Source organism: Noviherbaspirillum sp. (genome assembly GCF_035944575.1).
Classification (GTDB): domain Bacteria; phylum Pseudomonadota; class Gammaproteobacteria; order Burkholderiales; family Burkholderiaceae_D; genus Noviherbaspirillum.
The window spans coordinates 1-21,866 of sequence record NZ_DASZBA010000244.1; the positions used below are offsets into that span (position 1 = coordinate 1).

Annotated in this window: 22 protein-coding genes; 3 read left to right on the top strand and 19 right to left on the bottom strand. The window is 58.8% G+C overall.

Going from position 1 to position 21,866, the window contains the following annotated elements; genetic code table 11:
- Positions 1–674, bottom strand: a 674-nt coding sequence (locus VGU61_RS20045; RefSeq protein ID WP_326861061.1) for an alpha/beta hydrolase, incomplete at its 3' end; no start/stop codon positions are given.
- Between the two features lie 115 nt (positions 675–789).
- Between VGU61_RS20045 and VGU61_RS20050 the strand changes: the two genes are divergently transcribed.
- Positions 790–1,500 (top strand): helix-turn-helix transcriptional regulator, encoded by a 711-nt coding sequence (locus tag VGU61_RS20050; RefSeq protein WP_326861062.1) that lies wholly within the window; start codon positions 790–792, stop codon positions 1,498–1,500.
- 15 nt (positions 1,501–1,515) lie between these two features.
- Here VGU61_RS20050 and VGU61_RS20055 read toward each other — a convergent pair whose 3' ends face one another.
- From VGU61_RS20055 to VGU61_RS20065, 3 genes are all read right to left on the bottom strand, one after another.
- A complete protein-coding gene (locus VGU61_RS20055; RefSeq protein ID WP_326861063.1) occupies positions 1,516–2,523 on the bottom strand; it encodes a DUF2891 domain-containing protein in 1,008 nt (335 codons plus the stop codon).
- A 136-nt stretch (positions 2,524–2,659) separates the two neighbouring features.
- The gene (locus VGU61_RS20060; protein WP_326861064.1) at positions 2,660–4,708 is read right to left on the bottom strand and encodes a UvrD-helicase domain-containing protein; all 2,049 of its coding nucleotides are present in this window, start codon (positions 4,706–4,708) and stop codon (positions 2,660–2,662) included.
- A 124-nt stretch (positions 4,709–4,832) separates the two neighbouring features.
- Positions 4,833–5,690: an amidohydrolase family protein gene (locus VGU61_RS20065; protein WP_326861065.1), complete on the bottom strand. Its 858-nt coding sequence runs from the start codon at positions 5,688–5,690 to the stop codon at positions 4,833–4,835.
- A gap of 146 nt (positions 5,691–5,836) precedes the next feature.
- Between VGU61_RS20065 and VGU61_RS20070 the strand changes: the two genes are divergently transcribed.
- Positions 5,837–6,328, top strand: coding sequence for an SRPBCC family protein (locus tag VGU61_RS20070; protein WP_326861066.1), 492 nt, complete (start codon positions 5,837–5,839; stop codon positions 6,326–6,328).
- A gap of 111 nt (positions 6,329–6,439) precedes the next feature.
- Here the strand turns inward: VGU61_RS20070 and VGU61_RS20075 are convergent, their stop codons facing one another.
- Positions 6,440–7,660 carry a YsnF/AvaK domain-containing protein gene (locus VGU61_RS20075; RefSeq protein WP_326861067.1) on the bottom strand — a complete coding sequence of 407 codons (1,221 nt, stop codon included), beginning with the start codon at positions 7,658–7,660 and terminating at the stop codon, positions 6,440–6,442.
- A gap of 81 nt (positions 7,661–7,741) precedes the next feature.
- Positions 7,742–8,401 carry a YsnF/AvaK domain-containing protein gene (locus tag VGU61_RS20080; RefSeq protein WP_326861068.1) on the bottom strand — a complete coding sequence of 220 codons (660 nt, stop codon included), beginning with the start codon at positions 8,399–8,401 and terminating at the stop codon, positions 7,742–7,744.
- Between the two features lie 220 nt (positions 8,402–8,621).
- Here VGU61_RS20080 and VGU61_RS20085 point away from each other — a divergent pair, with 220 nt between their 5' ends.
- Entirely contained in the window at positions 8,622–9,197 is a 576-nt protein-coding gene (locus VGU61_RS20085; protein ID WP_326861069.1) for a hypothetical protein, read from the top strand.
- A gap of 57 nt (positions 9,198–9,254) precedes the next feature.
- On the opposite strand, the gene VGU61_RS20090 is transcribed toward VGU61_RS20085, so the two are convergent.
- From VGU61_RS20090 to atpE, 13 genes are all read right to left on the bottom strand, one after another.
- Positions 9,255–11,291: a primosomal protein N' gene (locus VGU61_RS20090; RefSeq protein ID WP_326861070.1), complete on the bottom strand. Its 2,037-nt coding sequence runs from the start codon at positions 11,289–11,291 to the stop codon at positions 9,255–9,257.
- Between the two features lie 752 nt (positions 11,292–12,043).
- Positions 12,044–13,138 carry a uroporphyrinogen decarboxylase gene (gene hemE / locus VGU61_RS20095; RefSeq protein ID WP_326861071.1) on the bottom strand — a complete coding sequence of 365 codons (1,095 nt, stop codon included), beginning with the start codon at positions 13,136–13,138 and terminating at the stop codon, positions 12,044–12,046.
- A 63-nt stretch (positions 13,139–13,201) separates the two neighbouring features.
- Positions 13,202–13,702, bottom strand: coding sequence for a hypothetical protein (locus VGU61_RS20100; protein WP_326861072.1), 501 nt, complete (start codon positions 13,700–13,702; stop codon positions 13,202–13,204).
- A complete protein-coding gene (locus VGU61_RS20105) occupies positions 13,702–14,484 on the bottom strand; it encodes an SGNH/GDSL hydrolase family protein (RefSeq protein WP_326861073.1) in 783 nt (260 codons plus the stop codon). The genes VGU61_RS20100 and VGU61_RS20105 overlap by 1 nt, the downstream gene beginning before the upstream one ends.
- A 23-nt stretch (positions 14,485–14,507) precedes the next feature.
- The gene (locus VGU61_RS20110) at positions 14,508–15,314 is read right to left on the bottom strand and encodes a polyphosphate kinase 2 family protein (protein WP_326861081.1); all 807 of its coding nucleotides are present in this window, start codon (positions 15,312–15,314) and stop codon (positions 14,508–14,510) included.
- A 23-nt stretch (positions 15,315–15,337) separates the two neighbouring features.
- Complete coding sequence (locus tag VGU61_RS20115; RefSeq protein WP_326861074.1) at positions 15,338–15,763, bottom strand: CoA-binding protein; 426 nt, start codon at positions 15,761–15,763, stop codon at positions 15,338–15,340.
- Between the two features lie 107 nt (positions 15,764–15,870).
- Positions 15,871–16,293, bottom strand: a complete 423-nt coding sequence (locus VGU61_RS20120) for a F0F1 ATP synthase subunit epsilon (RefSeq protein ID WP_326861075.1) — start codon at positions 16,291–16,293, stop codon at positions 15,871–15,873.
- 75 nt (positions 16,294–16,368) lie between these two features.
- The gene (atpD, locus tag VGU61_RS20125; RefSeq protein ID WP_326861076.1) at positions 16,369–17,769 is read right to left on the bottom strand and encodes a F0F1 ATP synthase subunit beta; all 1,401 of its coding nucleotides are present in this window, start codon (positions 17,767–17,769) and stop codon (positions 16,369–16,371) included.
- Between the two features lie 154 nt (positions 17,770–17,923).
- Positions 17,924–18,793, bottom strand: a complete 870-nt coding sequence (atpG, locus tag VGU61_RS20130; RefSeq protein ID WP_326861077.1) for a F0F1 ATP synthase subunit gamma — start codon at positions 18,791–18,793, stop codon at positions 17,924–17,926.
- Between the two features lie 30 nt (positions 18,794–18,823).
- Positions 18,824–20,359 (bottom strand): F0F1 ATP synthase subunit alpha, encoded by a 1,536-nt coding sequence (gene atpA / locus VGU61_RS20135; protein ID WP_326861078.1) that lies wholly within the window; start codon positions 20,357–20,359, stop codon positions 18,824–18,826.
- 65 nt (positions 20,360–20,424) lie between these two features.
- Complete coding sequence (locus tag VGU61_RS20140) at positions 20,425–20,958, bottom strand: F0F1 ATP synthase subunit delta (protein ID WP_326861079.1); 534 nt, start codon at positions 20,956–20,958, stop codon at positions 20,425–20,427.
- A 2-nt stretch (positions 20,959–20,960) separates the two neighbouring features.
- Complete coding sequence (locus tag VGU61_RS20145) at positions 20,961–21,431, bottom strand: F0F1 ATP synthase subunit B (RefSeq protein ID WP_326861080.1); 471 nt, start codon at positions 21,429–21,431, stop codon at positions 20,961–20,963.
- Between the two features lie 73 nt (positions 21,432–21,504).
- Positions 21,505–21,750, bottom strand: a complete 246-nt coding sequence (gene atpE / locus VGU61_RS20150) for a F0F1 ATP synthase subunit C (protein WP_151632313.1) — start codon at positions 21,748–21,750, stop codon at positions 21,505–21,507.
- Between the last annotated feature and the right edge of the window lie 116 nt (positions 21,751–21,866).

Consider the following 21,866-nt stretch of genomic DNA (forward strand, 5'->3'; position numbering starts at 1 on the left):
TTGGATGGCGCGTTCCGTACAGCCGTTGATTGCGCGTCATGCAGGATCGGGTACGGCAGGAATGGGCGCTGCACGAACACGAGCGAAAGCATGCGCTCGAACTCCGCTTCGTCGCGGGCGATCAGCGGCGCGCTTCCCGCATCGATCAGGCGATCCATCTCGCTCGGAGCCGGCGAGCGGATGCCGTGCGGTGCGCCGATGAATGCCACGGTCGCCACGCGGTCCGGATAGCGGATGGCAAACAGCGCCGCGATGGTGCCGCCCATCGAATTGCCGGCCAGGTGGGCACGCGCAATGCCGAGCGCATCGAGCAGATCTTTCAGCCGTTCGACCTGCGTGGCGTAGCCGTAGTCTTCGCTGTCGAGCCGGCCGCTTTCGCCGAAGCCCGGCAGGTCGGGCGCCACGACCCTGTAGCGGCCGGTCAGCGGCCGCGCGAAATCGACCCAATGATCCTTTTCGGCGAAGATGCCGTGCAACAGTACGACCGGCTCGCCGTTGCCGCCTTCCAGGTAATGCACATCGTGGGTGCCGACGCGGACGGTTTTTTCGGACAGGCCGGCAGATGCGCGGTTCAGTCCTGCCAGCGGTTCCTTGAAAAGATGCGGAAGACGGTAATATGCTGCTGCAATCACGGCCAATGCCAGGAAGATGGCGGCCAGGGCAATACGTTTCAATGCGTTCTCCTCGGATCTGCGGTCCACATGATGACGGACTGCGAGGCTACCGGAGACATCACGAAGATACTTGCACGTTTGGGCTATGCGCAAAGCCAATACCCTCAAGGCCGGTATGGACCGGTCCCTGTATATCGGAGAACTGCCTGCCACAGGCTGGCACCGCCATGCATCGCCGGTACTGCTGATCGGCTTGTCAGGGCGCTTTGCGATCCACCTGCCGGACGGACGTATCGAAACCTGCCGTAGCGCGCTGATCGACACCGGCGTGGAACATGTATTCGATCCACGCGGCGAACGGGTGGCGCTGATGTACCTGGAACCGGATTCCATCGAAGCACGCAGCCTGCGTGCCCGCGTCCTGCGCGATGGGCCGGTGATCTTCGATCCGGCCATGCTGCCGGTGTCGCGCAGCCACTATGAAAGCCGGCTCGATGCCTTTGACCTGTCATCGCTGCTGCGCTGTTTCGATGCGAAGGAAGCGCCGCCGCTCGATGCGCGGGTCGCGCGCAGCCTGCTGTCCCTTCGCATGCCGCGCGATGAGCCGCTCGCACGCGATGACGCGGCCTCTGTCGCACACCTGTCGGCATCCCGGTTCAATCATCTGTTTCGCGATGAGATGGGCATCAGCTTCCGCGACTACCGCATCTGGACGCAGATCCGGTCCGCCATCATCGGCTTTCGTCCCGACGGCAGCCTGACGGACGCGGCGATGAGCGGCGCGTTTTCAGATGCTGCTCACTTCAGCCGCATTTTCAGGCAGACTTTCGGCATGACGCCGTCAAGCGTACTGAAGCCTCTGAAGAACATCACGATTCTTCGGTGATGAGGCAGCAGCGCTTCATCGCCCGTCGAGTGCGAGCATGGCAAAGCTTGCGAGCCAATGCGTACCGACATAGTCGCCCCCCGTTGCGTGAGGCAATGACGCCGCCAGATGCGCATCGATTGCTCTTGCGACCGGCTCGCGCAGATGCGCCGGCAATTCCGGTTCCAGCATCGTCCAGCACCATGCACGCGACAGGTTCAGGCCGTCGAGATGGGATAGCTTCGCGTCGGTGCGGTCACTGACCTCGACCGGCAGCAGCCATGCCTGCAGGTCCTGCTTTGCGGGACAGAACACCTGCCACCAGTCGGCGTAACTGCATCCATCGACCACCCGCAGCATCAGTGCCGCCTCCATCAATCCGCCGGAGAGAAAGTCGTCGGCGCCGGGTTCGTAGGACGCCGGATAGCGCCGGTCCTGGCCGAACCATGCATGCGCCTTCGCCGTGATCAGCTTGCGCAGCGCGATATGCTGCGTCGCCTCGGCATAGTCGAGCGCGAACAGCAGCCCGAATGCGCTGTTGGCATGGGTACCGGCGCGGATGGGATAGGCCGCCAAGGGAAGGAAGTGAATGTAGCGCTCGACAAATGCATCGGCCAGCGGCTGCAGCGCGCCGCGCCATGCTCTTGCGCCGCTGTCGCCGGCAGCCAACCCGATCAGCTCCGCCTGCAGCTTCAGCAGCCATGCCCAGCCATAGGTGCGTTCGAAGGTATGCCGGGAAGGCTGCCGCAGGTACGCCAGTTCGGCCGCCACATTGGCCGGCGTGAAATGCGCGTCGAACGCGGCGCGGATGGCCGGCGCCTGTTCCGCGTCGGGAAAGGCGCGCAATATGCGCATCAGCAGCCAGTGCATATGCACCGACGAATGCCAATCGTAGCTGCCATAGAAGACCGGGTGGAGTTCGCGCGGGGTGCGCGCATCCGATGCATCGTTCAGCACATGATCGAGTTTGTTGGGATATTCACGGACGATGTTTTCAAGCCCGATACGGGCGAACGCCGATGCGAAAGGAGCAGCCGCGTTCATACCGGCTTCCCGTTCCGGTCGAGGAAGAGTCCCGGTCCCGGGTGCGGCATGACGCTTAGGTAGGTTGCCATGGCAAAGTCTCGTGGCGATTGCGATTCGCCATGTTAACCCGGTATGCCTTATCAGGCTTGCCGCATCAGGCGGCTTTCGGCTTCTGCAGCAAGGCTTTCAGATTCGCCAGCCGGTTCTGCGGCGTAATCGCTTCCTCTTCGGTCGGCACCGCATCGCCCTCGTCGAGTTTCATTTCCTTGATGAAGCGCGAAATGTCGCAATTGACGCTTTCGCGCGCCCGCTTGCGTTTCTTGCACCAGGTGATGTGCAGGCTGCGCTGGGCGCGGGTGATGCCGACATACATCAGGCGGCGTTCTTCCTCGATGCGGGCTGCCAGTGTATCGACCGGCGCGTCCGGATCGCCCTTGTGCGGGAGAATGCCCTCTTCCACGCCGACCAGGAAGACATGCGGAAATTCCAGGCCTTTGGACGCATGCAGCGTCGACATGCGTACCGCATCCGGCTCCTGGTCGCGGCCTTCAAGCATGGTCATCAGCGCGACCATCTGCGTCAGCTCCAGCAGGCTTTTTTCTTCCGCGCTGCCATCCTTGCCGCCGGTGCCCTTCTCTTTCAGCCAGGTGGTGAAATCGATCACGTTCTGCCATTTGGACTGAGCCTGGCGATCGTCGAAGGCATCGTACAGATAGGCCTCGTAGTTGATCTCCTTCATCATTTCGTCGAGCAACGCGGCAGCATTCTCGCCGCGCTTGGAGGCGCGCGCTTCGAGGCCGTTGATGAAGTTGCAGAATTCGCGAAGCGGATTGAGCTGGCGGTCGGCCAGCTTCGACTCGATGCCGCCCTTGAATACCGCCTCGAACAGCGAGCATTGCCATTGGCCGGCGAAGGCGCCGAGGGCTTCCAGCGTCGACTGGCCGACGCCGCGGCGTGGCGTGGTGACGGCGCGGATGAAGGCGGGATCGTCGTCGGCGTTGGCGACCAGCCGCAGGTAGCTGACGATGTCCTTGATCTCGGCGCGGTCGAAGAAACTCTGGCCACCGGAGATGGTGTACGGGATGCGTTCCTTGCGCAGCGCCTGCTCGATCACGCGCGCCTGGTGGTTGCCGCGATACAGCACCGCGTAATCGGAAAACTTCGCGCGGCGCTCGAACTTATGCGCCGAAATCATGATGGCAACCTGCTCGGCTTCCTGTTCATCGTCCTGCATCGCCAGCACCTTCACCGGATCGCCAAAGCCATGCTCCGACCAGAGCTGTTTGTCGAACAGCTTGGGGTTGTTGGAGATCACGGCGTTGGCCGCCTGCAGGATGCGGGTGGTGGAACGGTAATTCTGTTCCAGCTTGATGACCTTCAGATCCGGGAAGTCGACCTGCAGCTGCTTGAGGTTTTCGATGGTCGCGCCACGCCATGCATAGATGGCCTGGTCGTCATCGCCCACCGCGGTGAACAAGGGCTTCTTGCCGATGCCGGTGACGAGCAGCTTGACCAGTTCATACTGGCAGGTGTTGGTGTCCTGGTATTCATCGACGAGCAGATAGCGCAGCTTGCGCTGCCATTTGTCGCGCACCGCTTCATTGGTGCGGAACAGTTCCACCGGCAGCCGGATCAGGTCGTCGAAATCGACCGCCTGGTAGGCGGACAGCGTGGCGACGTAATTGCGGTAAATGCGCGCGGCTTGCGCCTCGTCTTCGGTGACGGCCTGCCTGATTGCGGCTTCCGGATCGACCAGGCCGTTCTTCCATAGCGACATCGCGTTCTGTATGCGACGGACCACCTGCTTGTCGGTCGTGCAGGCGAGATCCTGCACGATGGAAAAGCAGTCGTCGCTGTCCATGATGGAAAAGCGGTCCTTGAGGCCGAGTTCCTTCGCTTCGCGGCGCAGAATCTGCACGCCGAGCGAGTGAAAGGTACAGACGGTGAGATTCTTCGCTTCCTTCGGTTGCTTGAGCAGCTTGGCGATGCGCTCCTGCATTTCCAGCGCCGCCTTGTTGGTGAATGTGACAGCCGCGATATTCTTCGCGTCATAGCCGCAATCTTCGATCAGGTGTGCGATTTTCTGGGTGATGACACGCGTCTTGCCGGAACCCGCGCCGGCCAGCACGAGGCATGGTCCATCGAGGTACTTCACGGCTTCGCGTTGCGGCGCGTTCATGCCGGACTGCGGGGGATTTGACATGCGAGGCAGACGATAAAACGGAGCAAAAGGAGCGCGTCATTGTATCAGCGGGCGATGCGCGCCTGCCTCGAAATTGTCAATTCGACTGCATCAAATTCCGCGCTGTTTCGACACGCGAAGCGTGCTACTCCAGGCCGAACATCGATAAGCCGTTGCGGTACGCGATGCGTTCGGCCACATCCCGCGGCAGGCCGCCCAGCATGCGCCGGTAGAACGCCGCCAGTTCCTCCACCTGCCCCCATCGCGGGGTGATCCATGCATCGGTCCCGACGACGAAACGGTTTGGATATTTCGTCATCATCGCGCGCCAGCGCGGATTCAATGCGCCGTCCTGCTCCACGTCCATGCGATAGGAAAGTTCGCCGACGATGTTCGGGTATTGCGCGAACATTTGCTCCACCTTGTCGAGCGGCGTCGACATGCCGGTATGCGCCCAGATCAGCTTGACGCCGGGTGCATGGCGCAGGATGCGCTCCACCGCATCTTCGTCGGCATGCGCATGCAGCCACAGGTCGCGTGCTTTCGCCAGCCGCGCGATTTTTGCAACGAACGGCGCATCGGCATCCTTGCCGAAAATGTGGAATTCGCCGATGCCGCGATAGATACCGCGCTGCAACTCCTTCTCCACGAAGGTTTCGATCTCTGCATTGGAGAACCAGTCATGCCGGTCAGGCTGCACCCGGTAAGGACGCAGGAAAGGAACGATGGTGATGTCCGGCGCCTTCTGGGCAATCAGGTCGAGTGTGCCGTCATTGGGGCGGCTGGTGGCAAGCACGGCGCGGATGCCGGTCTTGCGCCACAGGTCGATGACCTGCTGCGGCGAGAGTATCGAGCGTGCCTCGACGTTGTAATGCATGTGGGCGTCGAACAGCGGCAGTTGCTGTGCGTATGCCGGCACGGTCATTGCGGAAAATGCCAGCGCGCCGGCAAGAAGCATCAATAATTTCCGGCCCGCCATGCCGGCCTTGGTGGAAGAGTGCATCGTGTCCTCCTTGAGAATGGAAGCCTATTGTGGCGCATCCCGGAGCGATTTGCATTTCGTCAACCACACTGCCGGCGCCGATATGCGGTGATATTCAAACGATCGCGCTACACTGGCAGCTTTTATCCTGTTTTTGCTTTTGTCCGATGAAATTTACCCATCTGGTGGAAATCAATGATCCGCTCAATCCTCTTATCGATTCACTGACCCGCGACCAGTTATGGCGCGGCCTGGTGTTACGGGCGGAAAAGCCGCTCGCCTTCGTGCCGTATTTGGATAAGTGCAATATTCTCGATCGCTCCACGCTGTCGATTTCCCGCGAGCTGCATTACGGCGAACTGGTGGTGCATGACCGCGTGACCTTCCTGCCCCAGGAACAGGTTCGTTACCATGTGCCGCAGCAAAAGGACATCCCTGCGTCGAGTCTGACCATGACCATCGAAGAGCCGGAAGTCGACGTGTTTTATGTACGCTTCGAATATGACGACGGCGCAACGGAAGAAGCGGATACGGCCGATGCGTTCTACAACGAGTTCCGGCGCTCCGCATACCAGGAGTCGGATATCGACACCATCCGTACCATCCGGCAGATGGCGGGGGAAGGCAGGCTGGACGGACCGGCTGCGTGCGGTGACTAAGCTAGATGCTGCCTGCGGGAAGCACAAATGAAAACTGCCGCGGCCGGGCGATATGCAGGCCCGGTCGCGGCAGGATTTGCCGGACGGCCGCCCAAGGCGGCCTGACGCAGCTTAGTGATTGCGGTGCTGGTTGCCGCTTACCCGCTGCGCGCCGTAACGCACTGCATCCTTCACCTTGTCCCAGGCGCTGCCGGGATTGTTGGATTCCCACTCGGAACGCACCTGCGGCTCGACCTCGTTCCAGCGGTCGGCCTGGAAGCGATCGCGGCTCGACAGCGATGAGCCATAGCGATAGGCGGCGTCATAGTCTTCATAACGGCCGCCCTGCTGGCCATATGCCGTCTGCCAGTGAGTACGGAAGTCCGTATCGTCGGTCAGACCGGCAGTGCTGGTAGTGCCGGCGCCGAGCTGCTCGATTTCGACATCGGTGCGGCGCACGGTGTCCTGGATCTGCTCGGTACGCTGGGTGACTTCCTTGCCGACCACGACCTCCTCGACCACGCGTGCCGACTTGCCAACCACGGCTTCCTCGTCGGTTTCTCGCAGTTCGATCGCACCTTCCTTGAATGCGGCCAGATCGGCCGGGCTTGCCGGCTGGTCGACCTTGTGGCGCTCGACGTGGATGGTTTCCTCGCGCAGTTGCACCGATTCGGTTACCGGCGTTTCCCTGACGCGCTGGTAAACGCGCACACCGCCGCGCTGCACTTCCCGCTTGCCGACGGCCAGCTCTTCCTGGATCACGGGGATTGTCTGCGAACCTTCGGTGCGAGTCGTGTCGGTCAGGTTGGCGGCAGTACCGGTTCCGATGCCAGTGGTGGTGGCTCCGGTGGTTGTCCCCATGCCGGCGGTGGCTGCACCAATACCTGCGCCTGCGGCAGTGGAACCGGTGGTATAACGGCTGCGGTCCTGGACGATTTCATCGTCGGTCATGCGTGGTGCGGATGCGTCATAACCAGTCCATCCGCTATTGCGCCAGTGGCTGGCGCGCTCGTCGATGTCCACCGGGTCGTAACGGTTCATGATATCGATCGCACGGTCGCGCTGCTCGTCGTTGTCCGCATTGACGGTCAATATGCAGCTGCCGCGCCGCACCGCTTCGGCATAAGTATCGCGCTCCCCGACCTGGTCGTCCATGCCGAACAGGGAACGGAAGAAGCCACCGATGCCGCCCGAATCACTGGTGTTGTCCGTTGTGGTCCGGGTGGAAGCAGAAGTTTCCTGGTCCGGGTTCAGTTGTACATCAGTCCGTGAAAAACCGGAAGCGATCAGTTCGTTCATGGCGCTTTGCGCTTGTGCATAGCTGTCGTATACACCGACTACTGTGTTATCCATGATCTATCTCCTATTAAACATCGTCGTCCGGCAATTCAGCCGGTCCTGTTTGCAGCTTGAGAACGGGGTTTAACGCATAACTCATGCCTGCCCCGGTTTGCCTTCATCGAAGCGCTCGACATTGATTTGTTCCGAGCGCAGCGTGACAGTCTGCGGAGCATGTGTTTCGCGGCGGAGACGTGTAATCCGCACCTCTTCCTTCAGCCGCAATTTCTTTTGCACGACCAGGACTTCCTCAAGCACGGGGACGATCAATGTGCTTCCCTCATACCGGGTTTCCGGCATGACGGCGTCCGAGATGATTTCGTCCATGGGGATACGTTCGACCGCCAGCTCATCGTCGAACAGTGCCTCGTCGATCACATGCTGTCGCTCCGCGACGGTCTTGTGGATGCGTACGCCGGTGCCGGTGTCGACGGTGCGCTTGCCCACCCGGAGCTGTTCTTCAATGACGGGAATAGTGAGCTGCACATTGTCTAGGTCACCGACAGCATCAAAAGCCAACGGCAGGCGGTAACTACCGTCCTGCTGCAGTTCGAGAAGGCTGACGGGTATTTGTATCTGCGGTCCGTCGGCAACCTGTACCCAGGCCAGCGTATCTGACGTACCGGGTGTCCCCTGGTCCAGCGACACGATGGATGCCTGCCTGCCGCCGGCATCGACGATACGTGCGTTTGTGAATGCGGCGGCTTGCGCGTTGCCTGGCTGGAAGGTGCTGCCGCGATCGAATGTGTGTGCCATTGCAGCTTCTTTCCATGTTGATTGGGGACGGAAGGGTATGCAATTAGCGGGCCGGGCGATTTCCGACGCAACGGCTTTGAAAGATGCCATTCATCATGCCGGGAGGGCCAATTTTTACCTCGTGTGGAGAAAAAATTACATGCCGTTTGTCTCAGACGCATTGCAAGAACTAATCGGTTTGCTAAAGCTCTTACAAGAAACATGCTGAAAGGAGTCAACCATGTCCACGATTATTGCAGGCCGCTTCGAACTACAAACCCAGGCCGAAGAAGTGATGATGGAATTGATGCGCATCGGTTTCCCTCGCGAACATCTTGCGTCGTTTTTCGTTAATCCGGCAGGCCAGCACGGCGCTTATCCAATCGGTGGCGACCGTGCGATGTCGCCCGGTGCAAAAGAGTCGGACAAGAGCGTCGCAACGGGCGCGGCGGTCGGCGCGGCGGTTGGCGTGGCGGCAACCCCGGTGCTCGGCCCGGTCGGCGCAGTGACCGGCGGCTTGCTGGGCGCGCATCTCGGCGGCCTGGTCGGCGGCCTGTCGGGAATGAAGGAAAAAGGCGATCAGGGAAATGAACACGATATGGAAAACGTCTTGCCGCAACGTAAAGCCGGCATGCTGGTCGCCGTCCGCGTGGATGACGATGATCACATGAACGACGTCATCAACCTCTTTCAATCCATGGGTGTGGAAGATCTGGAGCGCGCCGAGGGTACGCTTGAGAATGGCGACTGGACGGATTTCGATCCCATCGCGCCGGTGGCACTGATACGGAGCGGCAACGAGCGCAGGGTCAGATGACGAACGATGAAGAGCCCGGCTTGTGCGGGCTCTCCGGTATCCCGTCTCCGAACAGGTTCATATATCCACAGGGTCGACTTCAAGCGACCATTTCACCCTTGCCTTGATGTCCCGAAGCGCGGCGATCCAGCGCTTCAGGAAGCTCTGCAGCGCCGGCCGCGATACCGATTCCACCAATAGCTGCGCCCGGTCGACGTTGGCCACGCGCGTCATCGTCATCGGAATCGGGTCGTTGATGGTGATGCCGGGGTGGTCGACGCATCGGCTGGCCTCGTGCAGGAAGTCGAGCGCCGTCGCCAGTTCCTTTGCCTCGGCGCGCAGCAGCGCCTGAAAGATGAACGGCGGCAAGGCGGCGTGGTGGCGTTCCTCGAGAAGCGCCGTGGCGAAGCTATCGTAGTCATGGCTCATCACCGCCGAATACAGCGGGTGCTGCGGATACCGCGTCTGTATCAGCACCTCGGCGGCATTGCCGCCCTCCTTCTTCGCAATCCGCCCGGCCCGCCCCGCGACCTGCATCAATTGCGCGAACAGCCGCTCGCTCGCCCGGTAATCATGCGAAAACAAGGCGGTATCCGGGTTCAGTACGCCCACCAGCGTAAGGTGGCGGAAGTCATGCCCCTTCGCCACCATCTGCGTGCCGATCAGGATGTCGACGTCGCCCCGGTGCACGCTGTCGAACGCTGCCTGTGCACTGCCCTTGCGGCGGGTGGAGTCGGCATCGATGCGCATCAGGCGCGCAGCCGGAAAGATATGCTGCAGCCCTTCCTCGACGCGCTGGGTGCCCCGCCCCAGGGGTTGCAAATCGACATTGCCGCAGGTCGGGCAGTACTTCGGTATGCGCTGTTCCAGACTGCAATGGTGGCAGCGCAGCCGATGGTCCGGCTTGTGCAGCACCATGAAGGCGGTGCAGCGGGTGCAATTGCTGATCCAGCCGCATGCATCGCAGGAAATCACAGGCGCATAGCCGCGCCGGTTTAGAAACAGCAGTGATTGTTCGCCGCGCTCCAGCCGCAGCCTCAGCGCGCGCAGCAGCGTCGGCGTGATGCCTTCGACCGGCTTGTCCTTTTCCATGTCGATCAGGCCGACTTTCGGCAGTACCGCATCCCTCACCGCCCTGTCGCGCAGTTCCAGCCTGCGATAACGGCCCGACTGCGCGCGCTGCCATGTTTCCAGCGACGGCGTGGCGGAACCAAGCACCAGCGGAATCCCGAGCTGCCGGGCGCGCCATACCGCGAGGTCGCGCGCCGAGTAGCGCAGGCCTTCCTGCTGCTTGTACGACGGGTCATGCTCCTCGTCGACGATGATCAGCTTGAGGTGCGGCATCGAAGCCAGGATGGCAAGCCGGGTGCCGAGAACGATGCGTGCCCTGCCGAGATGTGCCGACAGCCATTGGGTCAGGCGTTCGCCCTCCGCCAATCCGCTGTGCAGCGTGGCGACCGTCACGCCCGGAAAGCGCGTGCGGATATTTTGTTCAAGCTGGGGCGTGAGGTTGATCTCGGGTACCAGTATCAGCACCTGTGCCGGATTGCCCTGTTGCTCGCCGCGCTCCAGGATCTGGGCGGTCGCCTGCAGATAGACCTCGGTTTTGCCGCTGCCGGTCACGCCGTACAGCAGCGTCGGCGCGAAGCCTTCAGCTGCAGCAATAGCGTCGGCTGCCTGGCGCTGCGCGTCGTTGAGCAAGGGCATCGCCGCCGGCTCGACCTGCTGGACCGGTGCGTCCTTGCCCATTTTCTTGAGAGCCCGGTCGATGGACACGCTTTTGAGTGCACGAAGATTCTTCGGCAGGCCGGGGATCGCGACCTCCCCCAGCGGACGCTGATAGTAATCCGCCGCAAACTCGCACAATGCCAGCCACTGTGGCGACAGGGGTGCAAGCTGGCTGCGGATCGCAATGACCTCCTTCAACTTGTCCTCTGGCACATCGGTCTTGTCCACAATTCCGATAATGATGCCGGCGACGTCCCTTCGCCCGAACGGTACGATTACAAGCTGACCGGGAAGCGCAGGCGTTTCCCCTTCTGCAACCGGAAAGCGATAGTCGAAGCACCTGTCAAGTGGGGTATCTAGAGCGATGCGGAGTATTTGGTGTTTCACGTACTTGATGTAATGGTTGAGGAAGCGACCTAACTGCCCGATTCATAAAGGGTTTTTTTGCTATCCACAACTGCTGTGGATAACTTTGTGGACAATAGATACTTGACAGCCGGAAAGCCAAGCAGCCATGCGGTTTTCGTGGCAATGCCTGTTTGAACGGCAAAATTTTTCTTGTTTTAAATCAAGGACTTGAAAATTCTCAAATCTTCGGTTTGAAAATTTTTGATAAATCTCTTGCTGCTTTGCACAAGGATTTGAATCACATAAATATGTGAATAAGTTGCCGTGCGGCGCGCTGACTTGTCATTGCCGTCTCCCCTTTAAATGTATTTATATCAGGAAATTTTTTGCGGTTTGGCGTTTTTTGGTGTCATTTCGTCAAACCCATATTTTTACCGAAGTCAAGTATTGACTATCGGCATTTTTTGTTAAAAGTGCTGTACACACTTAATGTAAATTTTCACAATGCAACCTAACTATCGGTTTCATAAAGGGTTTTTCACCTATCCACAAAGTCTGTGGATAACTTTGTGGAAAACGAGCTCTTGACCCCTCTTCAGCCCTGATTTTATGCGGGTTCCGATAGAATGCCGAAATGTAATGCAAAAATATAGTCGTTTAAAATCAATGACTTAAAAAATGAAATGAATGCACTAGAATAATTTAAAAAATTTTTCTGGTGCTTTGCACACAACGGCAATTATGTGAATAAGCCCGTCATGACGGGCTTGGAAATCACATCAAAGCCTGCTCTACAGGACGTTATTTAAACGTATTTCGCGGCTTACTTTTTGCACGGTATCCACAAGGACCGATACTGCCTCCGGCGGTGTGAACTGCGATATGCCATGACCGAGATTGAATACATGTCCACTCCCGGCGTCGGGCTTGCCGAAGGAATGAAGCACTCTTGTTACTTCAGCCTCGATTTTTTCAGCGCCAGCGAAGAGGACAACCGGATCAAGGTTGCCTTGCAAAGCCACTTTATGGCCAACCCGTTTGCGGGCCTCGCCGAGATTTACCGTCCAGTCGAGGCCGACAGCATCGGCACCGATATCAGCGATCTGCTCAAGCCACAAACCGCCACCTTTTGTAAAGACGATGGCCGGAATGTGAACGCCTTCATGCTCGCGTTTCAATTGGCTGACGACCTTGCTCATGTAGTCCAGCGAAAATTGCTGATACGCCCCGTCGGCAAGCGCGCCGCCCCAGGTATCGAAGATCATTACCGCCTGCGCGCCGGCGTCGATCTGCGCATTCAGGTATTCCGCAACGGCCGCTGCATTGATCGCTAGAATGTGATGCATCAGGTCGGGACGGTTGTACAGCATGGTCTTGACCGTGCGGAAATCGTCCGAGCCGCCGCCCTCCACCATGTAACAGGCGAGCGTCCATGGACTGCCGGAGAAGCCGATCAGCGGCACGCGGCCGTTCAGCGCGGTACGAATCTGCGTGACGGCGTCGAAGACGTATTGGAGGCTACCCGGTTCCGGATGCCGCAAGGCCTTGACGGCGGCCTCATCGCGCAGCGGATGTTGAAATTTCGGCCCCTCACCTTCGGCGAAATACAGACCGAGCCCCATGGCATCCGGCACGGTGAGGATGTCGGAAAAAAGGATGGCGGCGTCGAGCGCGTAGCGGTCGAGTGGTTGCAGGGTTACTTCGGTGGCGTAATCCGGATTCTTGGCAAGCCCGAGGAACGACCCGGCCCGTTTGCGGGTGGCATTGTACTCGGGCAGATATCGGCCGGCCTGGCGCATGAGCCACATCGGCGTGTATTCGGTCGGTTGGCGCATCAGGGCGCGGAGGAAGGTATCGTTCTTCAGGGGGGCGAAGTGTGTGGACATGGCAGGCTTGCTTTCAGTAAGAGCGCCATTATCGCCTAATCCCCTCCGTGAAGTGGATTGCAGTCAGGCTGCCGTTTCGGCTATCCGTGACATTTCCTTGTCTGCGATGTTGCGGATATAGGCCGCGAAATCCGGATCTTCGCCCCTCAGGAGTTGCGGCAGAAGATTGTTGAAGTCCTTGCGGCGGCACCACTCGTGCATATAGTCGTTCCACGAGTTCCAGCGCCGCAATGCCACGCCTTTCAGGTCGGGCTCGTATGCGACGATGTAGGCCCGTTCAAAAAGGGCAACCAGCATCTCAAAAATGATCAGCTTGCGTTCCCGCTGTTCATCGGTCAGGTCAAGACTCACGTTGGCGCTTCGCAACTGCAAATCCGGATTGTCGAGCACGATTTTCAGGAAATCGTTGTACGCATCCTGCAATAGCTGGTACGCCTCCTCATCTTCCGAATCGCGCTCCCGTCGCTGTTCATAAAGAAACAGAAAAATCGCAAATGGAAAGCCGAATACGGTGACTACGAAGCTGGCCACTTCCCAGAAATTCGGATTCAGCAACTGTTGCATCATGCTTCCCCGATGTGTTGCGACCTGCTGTTGACATCTCTTATGTAGGCTTCGGCAATGAGGCCGGCCCATACGCCGCATCCGCTTGCAGAGGCATGATATCCATCGGATGCCATCACGCTTTTGTCGGCGGGATCGATTGCCATCGGTACGTGCAGGACCCTTGCCTGCAATTGTGGCAATGTGTTGCTGATGTCGCGCAGCGCAGCATCCAGTACCCCTGCCTTCAGTCCCATCACCCACCGCAGGGGCTGGGGCAACGCCGGGAAGTGCGCCATCGGCGGCACACCGGACAACAGGATCATGCCTGGCGTGCACGTCTTGTCGATGGCCGCCAGCAGCCTCCCCATGTCGTCGCGCCACTGCCGGACAGGGCGAAATGCTGTCGTATCATTGACACCGAATGCGACGAAGACGATGTCGATTGGCTGTTGCGGCACTTCTGGCAGCAACAGCGCGTGTGCTTCTCTCGCCGTCACGCCGTTACGCCCTATTGCCCGCCACTGCACGGCTTGCCTCATATGCTGTGCCAGTTTTTCGGCAAGCTGAGCGGTGATGGCCTCCTGTTGCGTCGCAACGCCGACACCTGCCACCGGCGACTCGCCGATGGCAATGAGCGTCAGGGCTCTTGTGCCATGCTGTGTTCCGGCGTTGCCGTCTCGTGAACCAGCCGCTTCGGGCAGGCGTGGCGTGATCCGGCGTGTTCGTCGTCCTTGCAAAATCAATAAGGGCAGGAGTGGCGTCGCTACGATTTCGGGAAACCATCGGCGCGCGAAATGCATTACATCTCCCTTCCAGTCTCTGTTCAGGTAATTTTTATATTCGCCAACGCGGGATTTTCAGGGGGATAGGACAATTGCATGTCCTGCATCGTGTGCAGTACGACGGATGCTATTGCAAGATTACGGTGTGTTTTCGAGTCGGCGGGTATGACATACCAAGGCGCATGATCGGTGCTGGTCTCATTGATGGCCTGTTGGTAGAGCCGTTGGTAGACGTCCCAGCTCTTGCGCTCTTCAATATCCTGCATATCGAATTTCCAATGTTTCTGCGGGTCGGCCAAACGGGCTTCCAAGCGCTTTTTTTGCTCATCCTTCGAGATGTGCAGGAAGAACTTCAGTACGACGGTCCCTGTTTCGACAAGCATGCGTTCGAAGTCGCGGATATGCGCATACCGCCTTATACACTCTGCGTCGTCGATCCAGTCGTGAACACGTGTAATCACCACATCTTCATAATGACTGCGGTTGAAGATGACGATTTCGCCTTTGCCCGGTGTACGGGAATGAATACGCCATAGAAAATCGTGGTCTTTCTCGTGCTGCGTCGGTGCCTTGAAAGCAACCGTTTGAATGCCGAGCGGATCGATCTTGCCGAATACGCCTTTGACCGTGCCGTCCTTGCCGGAGGTATCCATCCCCTGAAGTATGACGAGCAGCTTGCGCTTATGCTCCGCATACAACAGGTTTTGCAGCTCCGCAATCTGCGACGCCAATTGCTCCACCTGCTTTTTGTCAGCCGCGCCGTCGCCTCTGGAGAGCGGCTTGCGGCCTGCATCGCTGTCGGCAAGCGTCAGGCTTTTCCCGACGCGAAATTCTTCATGCGCTTTCATTGTGTCTCCTCCGGCATTGTCCGTTAGCTTAATCTTTTGTGTTCGATCATCAGGCATTTATCCATTACTACGTAAAGGCCGCCCTTCTCGGCGGCGGCAGCGGCGACAGGCTCGATGATCCCGCGTTGCATCCAGACGCAACGTGCGCGCACCGCAATTGCTTCCTGGACGATCGCAGCCATGTGCTCGGGGCGTCGGAAGCAATCAACGATGTCGATCGTCACGCCTTCTTCAGACAAGACTTTCGCTGCCGTGGTCAACGTGGGATAGCAATGCTCCGAAAGAATGATGGTGCCCGCATACGTCGGATTGACGGGAATGATGCGGTAGCCCTTGCTTTGCAGATATGCGGCGACTTCATGGCTTGGGCGGTTGGTTTGCGCGGACAAGCCGACGACTGCAATGGTGCGGGTTTCAGTCAGCAATGCCGGTATCGTTGTTGATGTCATGCAAACCTCCGGGAACACGTTTCGCCGATTCCGCTTTCGGAATCGGTAAACACGCGGACAACAAAAAAGGCAGCCGTAGCTGCCTTTCATTGTAACGCCTGACTTCTTTACCGCTTTTGACGCAGCTTCTGGATTGCCTGCAATTGCGCAATCGCTGCTGCCAGTTCGGCTTGTGCCTTGGCATAATCGATCGCGGAATCCTTGTTCGACAATGCCTGCTCCGCCAGCTTTTTGGCTTCAGCAGCTTTGGCTTCATCCAGGTCGGCACCACGGATAGCAGTGTCGGCCAGTACCGTCACGCCATTCGGCTGCACTTCCAGAATGCCGCCGGCGACGAAAACGAATTCGTCTTCGCTCTGTCCCGGCACCTTGATGCGCACCGCGCCCGGGCGGATGCGGGTAATCAGCGGGGTGTGCATCGGGTAGATGCCCAACTCGCCGGCTTCACCCGGCAACGCGACGAACTCGGCCTCGCCGGCGAAGATTTCCTCTTCGGCGGAGACGACGTCTACGTGAATAGTGTTTGCCATGTTGGAACCTTATGTGTTCGTCTGAAGACCAGACCGTCCGTCGTCCCCGCCCCGCGGCGGGAAACGACAACCCGATTACTGAATCTTCTTGGCTTTTTCGATCGCTTCTTCGATCGTGCCGACCATGTAGAACGCCTGTTCCGGCAGGTGATCGAGTTCGCCGGATGCGATCATCTTGAAGCCCTTGATCGTGTCCTTCAGCGAAACGTACTTGCCTGGGGAACCGGTAAACACTTCAGCGACGTGGAACGGCTGCGACAGGAAACGCTGCATCTTACGTGCGCGTGCCACGACCAGCTTGTCTTCCGGTGCCAGCTCGTCCATGCCCAGAATCGCGATAATGTCGCGCAATTCCTTGTAGCGCTGCAGCGTGCCCTGAACGGCGCGTGCGGTCTCGTAGTGATCCTGGCCGACGACGTTCGGGTCGAGCTGACGCGAAGTCGAATCGAGCGGGTCCACGGCCGGATAGATACCGAGCGCGGCGATGTCACGCGACAACACAACGGTGGAGTCGAGGTGAGCAAACGTTGTTGCTGGAGACGGGTCGGTCAAGTCGTCCGCAGGGACGTACACGGCCTGGATCGATGTGATCGAACCGGTCTTGGTGGAGGTGATGCGCTCCTGCAGACGGCCCATTTCTTCGGCCAGCGTCGGCTGGTAACCCACCGCGGATGGCATACGGCCCAGCAGCGCGGACACTTCGGTACCGGCCAGTGTGTAACGGTAGATGTTGTCGACGAAGAACAGAACGTCCTTACCTTCATCCCGGAAGCCTTCGGCGATCGTCAGGCCGGTCAACGCCACGCGCAGACGGTTGCCCGGCGGTTCATTCATCTGTCCGTACACCATCGCCACCTTGGAGTTTTCCGGATTGTCCAGATCAACCACCTTGGCATCGGCCATCTCGTGGTAGAAGTCGTTACCTTCACGAGTACGCTCACCCACGCCAGCGAACACGGACAGACCCGAGTGCGCCTTCGCGATGTTGTTGATGAGTTCCATCATGTTCACGGTCTTGCCCACGCCGGCGCCGCCGAACAGGCCGACCTTACCGCCTTTGGCGAACGGGCAGACCAGGTCGATCACCTTGATGCCGGTTTCCAGCAGTTCCTGCGACGGTGACAATTCGTCGTAAGCAGGTGCGCGGCGGTGGATCGGCGCAGTCTGCGCGCTGCTCACCGGTCCGCATTCATCGATCGGGTTGCCCAGCACGTCCATGATGCGACCCAGTGTGGCTTTACCGATAGGCACCGAAATCGGTGCGCCGGTGCTCTGGATAATCATGCCGCGGCGCAGACCTTCGGAGGAGCCCAGCGCAATGGTACGGACGACGCCGTCGCCCAGCTGCTGCTGCACTTCCAGGGTCAGCTCGGAGCCTTCCATTTTCAAGGCATCGTATACCTTGGGCATCGCGTTGCGCGGGAACTCAACGTCCACCACGGCGCCGATACACTGAACGATTTTGCCATCAGCCATCTTCGTTCCTTCAATAGTTAATTTAAATTCTTTGCCGCTGCCCGACTTCTTCGTCAAAAATAAGCCGGTGCAAGGACGGGTCATGCATCTATCTCGACCCGTCCCTGATCGGCTTCCGTCCTTGAAGAGGAGGAATCAGGCAGCGTATTAATGGTTAAACCGCAGCCGCTCCGGCAACGATCTCGGAAAGTTCTTTGGTAATCGCAGCCTGACGCGTCTTGTTGTAGACCAGCTTCAGTTCGCCGATCACATTGCCCGCGTTGTCGCTTGCCGCCTTCATCGCCACCATGCGTGCCGATTGCTCGGATGCCATGTTTTCGGCAACCGCCTGGTAGATCAGCGCTTCAACATAACGCACCAGCAGTTCATCGATCACGGTCTGGGCATCCGGCTCATAGATGTAATCCCATGCGAGATTGCCCTTGTCCGCCTGCATGCGCTCGGACGACAACGGCAGCAACTGCTCCATCATCGGTTCCTGGCGCATCGTGTTGATGAACTTGGTGTAGCAGATGTAGACCGCGTCCAGCCGGCCTTCCTGGTAGGCGTCCAGCAGCACCTTGACCGGGCCGATCAGCTTTTCCAGGTGCGGCGTGTCGCCGAGCTGGATGGCATGCGACACGACCTTGGCGCCAATGCGATTCAGAAAGCCGAAACCTTTGTTGCCAATGGCGACGGCTTCTACCTTGTTTCCTTGACCTTCGAGTTCGCGCACCTTGGTGGTGACGGAACGCAGCACGTTGGTATTCATGCCGCCGCACAGACCCTTGTCCGTGGTGACGACGATGATGCCCACCGTTTTTGCCGCGTCCTGCTTCACCAGAAACGGATGCGTGTATTCCGGATTGGCTTGCGACAAGTTGGCGGCGATATTACGAATCTTGTCACTGTAGGGACGGGCGGACCGCATCCGGTCCTGCGCCTTGCGCATCTTGGATGCGGCGACCATTTCCATCGCCTTCGTGATCTTCTTCGTGTTCTCTACGCTCTTGATCTTGCCGCGTATCTCTTTACCTGCAGCCATGAGTAATTACTCCTTGTGCGCCGGCAAAGCTCAGAATGTTTTCTTGAAGTCGGCAATCGCGGCGGCCAGTGCTGCTTCGCCGTCTTTATCGAGTTGCTTGGTGTCTTCAATCTTCTGCAGCAATGCACCGTGGCTGGTCTTCATGAAGTTGTGCAGGCCTGTTTCGAATGCCAGCACTTGCTTGACGTCGATGCTGTCGAAGTAGCCCTTGTTCACTGCGAACAGCGACACGGCCATCAACGAGATCGGCAGCGGCGAGTACTGCGGCTGCTTCAGCAATTCGGTCACGCGCGCACCACGGTCGAGCTGCTTGCGGGTCGCTTCATCGAGGTCGGATGCGAACTGCGCAAACGCTGCCAGTTCACGGTACTGCGCGAGGTCGGTACGGATACCGCCGGACAGGTTTTTGATGACCTTGGTCTGTGCAGCGCCACCGACGCGGGACACCGAGATACCGGCGTTGATCGCGGGACGGATACCGGCGTTGAACAGCGATGTTTCAAGGAAGATCTGACCGTCGGTAATGGAAATCACGTTGGTCGGAACGAACGCGGAAACGTCGCCGGCCTGTGTTTCGATGATCGGCAATGCAGTCAGCGAACCGGTCTTGCCCTGCACTTCGCCCTTGGTGAATGCGGCGACGTAATCGGGGTTGACGCGAGCGGCACGCTCGAGCAGACGGCTGTGCAGATAGAACACGTCGCCTGGGTATGCCTCACGGCCCGGCGGACGGCGCAGCAGCAATGACACCTGACGGTATGCAACAGCCTGCTTGGACAGGTCGTCGTAGACGATCAGCGCGTCCTGACCGCGGTCGCGGAAGTATTCGCCCATTGCGCAGCCGGAGTAAGCCGAGATGTACTGCATCGCGGCGGATTCGGAAGCGGAAGCGGCAACCACGATGGTGTATTCCAGCGCGCCGTGCTGCTCGAGAGCGCGCACGATGTTCTTGATGGTCGATGCCTTCTGGCCGATCGCGACATAGACGCATGTCATGTCCTGGCCTTTTTGATTGATGATCGCATCCACCGCCACCGCCGACTTGCCGGTCTGGCGGTCGCCGATGATCAGTTCGCGCTGACCGCGGCCGATAGGGACCATCGAATCGATCGCCTTGAGGCCGGTTTGCATCGGCTGCGACACGGATTGACGCGCGATAACGCCCGGTGCGATCTTTTCGATCGGTGCGGACAGCTTCGCATTGACCGGGCCCTTGCCGTCGATCGGCTGACCGAGCGCGTTGACTACACGGCCGCGCAGTTCGGGACCGATAGGCACTTCCAGCACGCGGCCGGTTGTCTTGACGGTATCGCCTTCGGAGATGTGTTCGTACTCGCCCAGGATAACGGCGCCGACGGAGTCGCGCTCGAGGTTCAGCGCGAGGCCGAAGGTGTTGCCCGGGAATTCCAGCATTTCGCCTTGCATCGCGTCGGACAGACCGTGAATGCGGACGATGCCGTCGGTCACGGAAATGACCGTGCCCTGATTGCGAATCTCAGCGGTGTCGCCAAGGCCCTGGATGCGGCTCTTGATCAGTTCGCTGATTTCAGACGGGTTGAGTTGCATGTTAACTCCTAAAATTTTTCACTCTGCTTCACGTTGCTTGGATGCGGTCAGGCGAAAGACGCCGATCACGCGGTCAAGGCTGTGTGCATCTTTTGCAGTTTGGCGCGTACCGAGGTGTCCAGCACTTCGTCACCGACAATCACGCGAACGCCACCGATCAGCGATTGATCGACCGTTACCGACGGATTGAGCTTGCGGCCGAATTTCTTTTCCAGTGTTGCGATCAGTTCGCCCACCTGTGCGTCGGACAGCTCGAACGCACTGATGATTTCCGCATCGGCTGCACCTTCCTGCGCATTCCTCAGCGCATGGAATTGCTGGGCGATTTCCGGCAACAGCGTCAGCCGGCCGTTTTCCACCAGCATGACGATGAAGTTATTCGCCTCGGCGGGTACAGCCGTTTTCAGCAGCGACAGAAAAGTATCGATGACTTCGCGATCCGAGATCTTCGGATTGCCGGCATATGCCCGGACATCGGGATTACCGGCGACCTGGGCCATTTCGGTGACCAGGCCGGACCACTGCGCAAGGTTGCCGGATTGGGCGACGCGAAACAGTGCTTCTGCGTAAGGACGGGCAATGGTTGCGAGTTCTGCCATGATTACAGCTCGGTCTTCAGTTGGTTCAGCAGGTCGGCGTGGGCCGCTGCATTTACCTCACGCTTCAGAATCTGCTCAGCGCCTTTGACCGCGATGGTCGCGACCTGGTTGCGCAGTTCTTCACGTGCATGAGTGACTTGCTGTTCCGCATCGGCGCGGGCCTGCGCGATGATGCGCGCGGCTTCTTCCGAAGCGGTTCTCTTGGCTTCTTCGATGATTGCCTGAGCACGCTTTTCAGCGTCGTTGATACGCTTCTGGCCTTCGTCGCGTGCGCTGGCCAGTTCAGCCTGCGCACGCTTTTCAGCGGCTGCCATTTCGGCTTTGCCGCGATCGGCCGCAGCCAGACCGTTCGCGATCTTCTCAGCGCGCTCGTCGAGCACTTTCATCAGTGGCGGCCACACGAATTTCATCGTGAAGAGCGCCAGGATGAAGAAGACCACGAACTGCGCAAACAAGGTTGCATTTAAGTTCACGGTGTTTTCCTTCTCAGAATAACGAGTGCCGAACGCGTGCGTCCGGCAGCTTGAGAATCAGCGATACGCCGGATTAGCCGGCGACGAACGGATTTGCGAAAGCAAACAACATCGCGATACCGACACCGATCAGGAACGCAGCGTCGATCAGACCAGCCAGAACGAACATCTTGGCTTGCAGGGTGTTCATCAGTTCAGGCTGACGTGCCGATGCTTCGAGGTACTTACCGCCCATGATTGCGATACCGATACAAGCGCCGATAGCGCCCAGGCCGATGATCAAACCGCAAGCCAAAGCAACAAAAGAGATGTCAGTCATTTGAATTCCTTCAAAAAGTTAAAGTTAAAAATTAAAAAATAAAATACCCAAAACCAAACTTCGTTACGTACCGCGTATCTTTCGATTCTTTACTGTCAGTGCCTTAGTGACCTTCG

Bases quoted from the DNA above. Each gene is read 5' to 3' on its own strand.
- VGU61_RS20075 (WP_326861067.1), bottom strand. From the start codon at position 7,660: ATGGATAACACAGTAGTCGGTGTATACGACAGCTATGCACAAGCGCAA.
- atpA (WP_326861078.1), bottom strand. From the start codon at position 20,359: ATGCAACTCAACCCGTCTGAAATCAGCGAACTGATCAAGAGCCGCATC.
- VGU61_RS20080 (WP_326861068.1), bottom strand. From the start codon at position 8,401: ATGGCACACACATTCGATCGCGGCAGCACCTTCCAGCCAGGCAACGCG.
- VGU61_RS20070 (WP_326861066.1), top strand. From the start codon at position 5,837: ATGAAATTTACCCATCTGGTGGAAATCAATGATCCGCTCAATCCTCTT.
- VGU61_RS20050 (WP_326861062.1), top strand. From the start codon at position 790: ATGGACCGGTCCCTGTATATCGGAGAACTGCCTGCCACAGGCTGGCAC.
- VGU61_RS20120 (WP_326861075.1), bottom strand. From the start codon at position 16,293: ATGGCAAACACTATTCACGTAGACGTCGTCTCCGCCGAAGAGGAAATC.
- VGU61_RS20100 (WP_326861072.1), bottom strand. From the start codon at position 13,702: ATGCAACAGTTGCTGAATCCGAATTTCTGGGAAGTGGCCAGCTTCGTA.
- hemE (WP_326861071.1), bottom strand. From the start codon at position 13,138: ATGTCCACACACTTCGCCCCCCTGAAGAACGATACCTTCCTCCGCGCC.
- VGU61_RS20085 (WP_326861069.1), top strand. From the start codon at position 8,622: ATGTCCACGATTATTGCAGGCCGCTTCGAACTACAAACCCAGGCCGAA.
- VGU61_RS20110 (WP_326861081.1), bottom strand. From the start codon at position 15,314: ATGAAAGCGCATGAAGAATTTCGCGTCGGGAAAAGCCTGACGCTTGCC.
- atpG (WP_326861077.1), bottom strand. From the start codon at position 18,793: ATGGCTGCAGGTAAAGAGATACGCGGCAAGATCAAGAGCGTAGAGAAC.
- VGU61_RS20060 (WP_326861064.1), bottom strand. From the start codon at position 4,708: ATGTCAAATCCCCCGCAGTCCGGCATGAACGCGCCGCAACGCGAAGCC.
- VGU61_RS20055 (WP_326861063.1), bottom strand. From the start codon at position 2,523: ATGAACGCGGCTGCTCCTTTCGCATCGGCGTTCGCCCGTATCGGGCTT.
- VGU61_RS20115 (WP_326861074.1), bottom strand. From the start codon at position 15,763: ATGACATCAACAACGATACCGGCATTGCTGACTGAAACCCGCACCATT.
- atpE (WP_151632313.1), bottom strand. From the start codon at position 21,750: ATGACTGACATCTCTTTTGTTGCTTTGGCTTGCGGTTTGATCATCGGC.
- atpD (WP_326861076.1), bottom strand. From the start codon at position 17,769: ATGGCTGATGGCAAAATCGTTCAGTGTATCGGCGCCGTGGTGGACGTT.
- VGU61_RS20065 (WP_326861065.1), bottom strand. From the start codon at position 5,690: ATGCACTCTTCCACCAAGGCCGGCATGGCGGGCCGGAAATTATTGATG.
- VGU61_RS20105 (WP_326861073.1), bottom strand. From the start codon at position 14,484: ATGCATTTCGCGCGCCGATGGTTTCCCGAAATCGTAGCGACGCCACTC.
- VGU61_RS20140 (WP_326861079.1), bottom strand. From the start codon at position 20,958: ATGGCAGAACTCGCAACCATTGCCCGTCCTTACGCAGAAGCACTGTTT.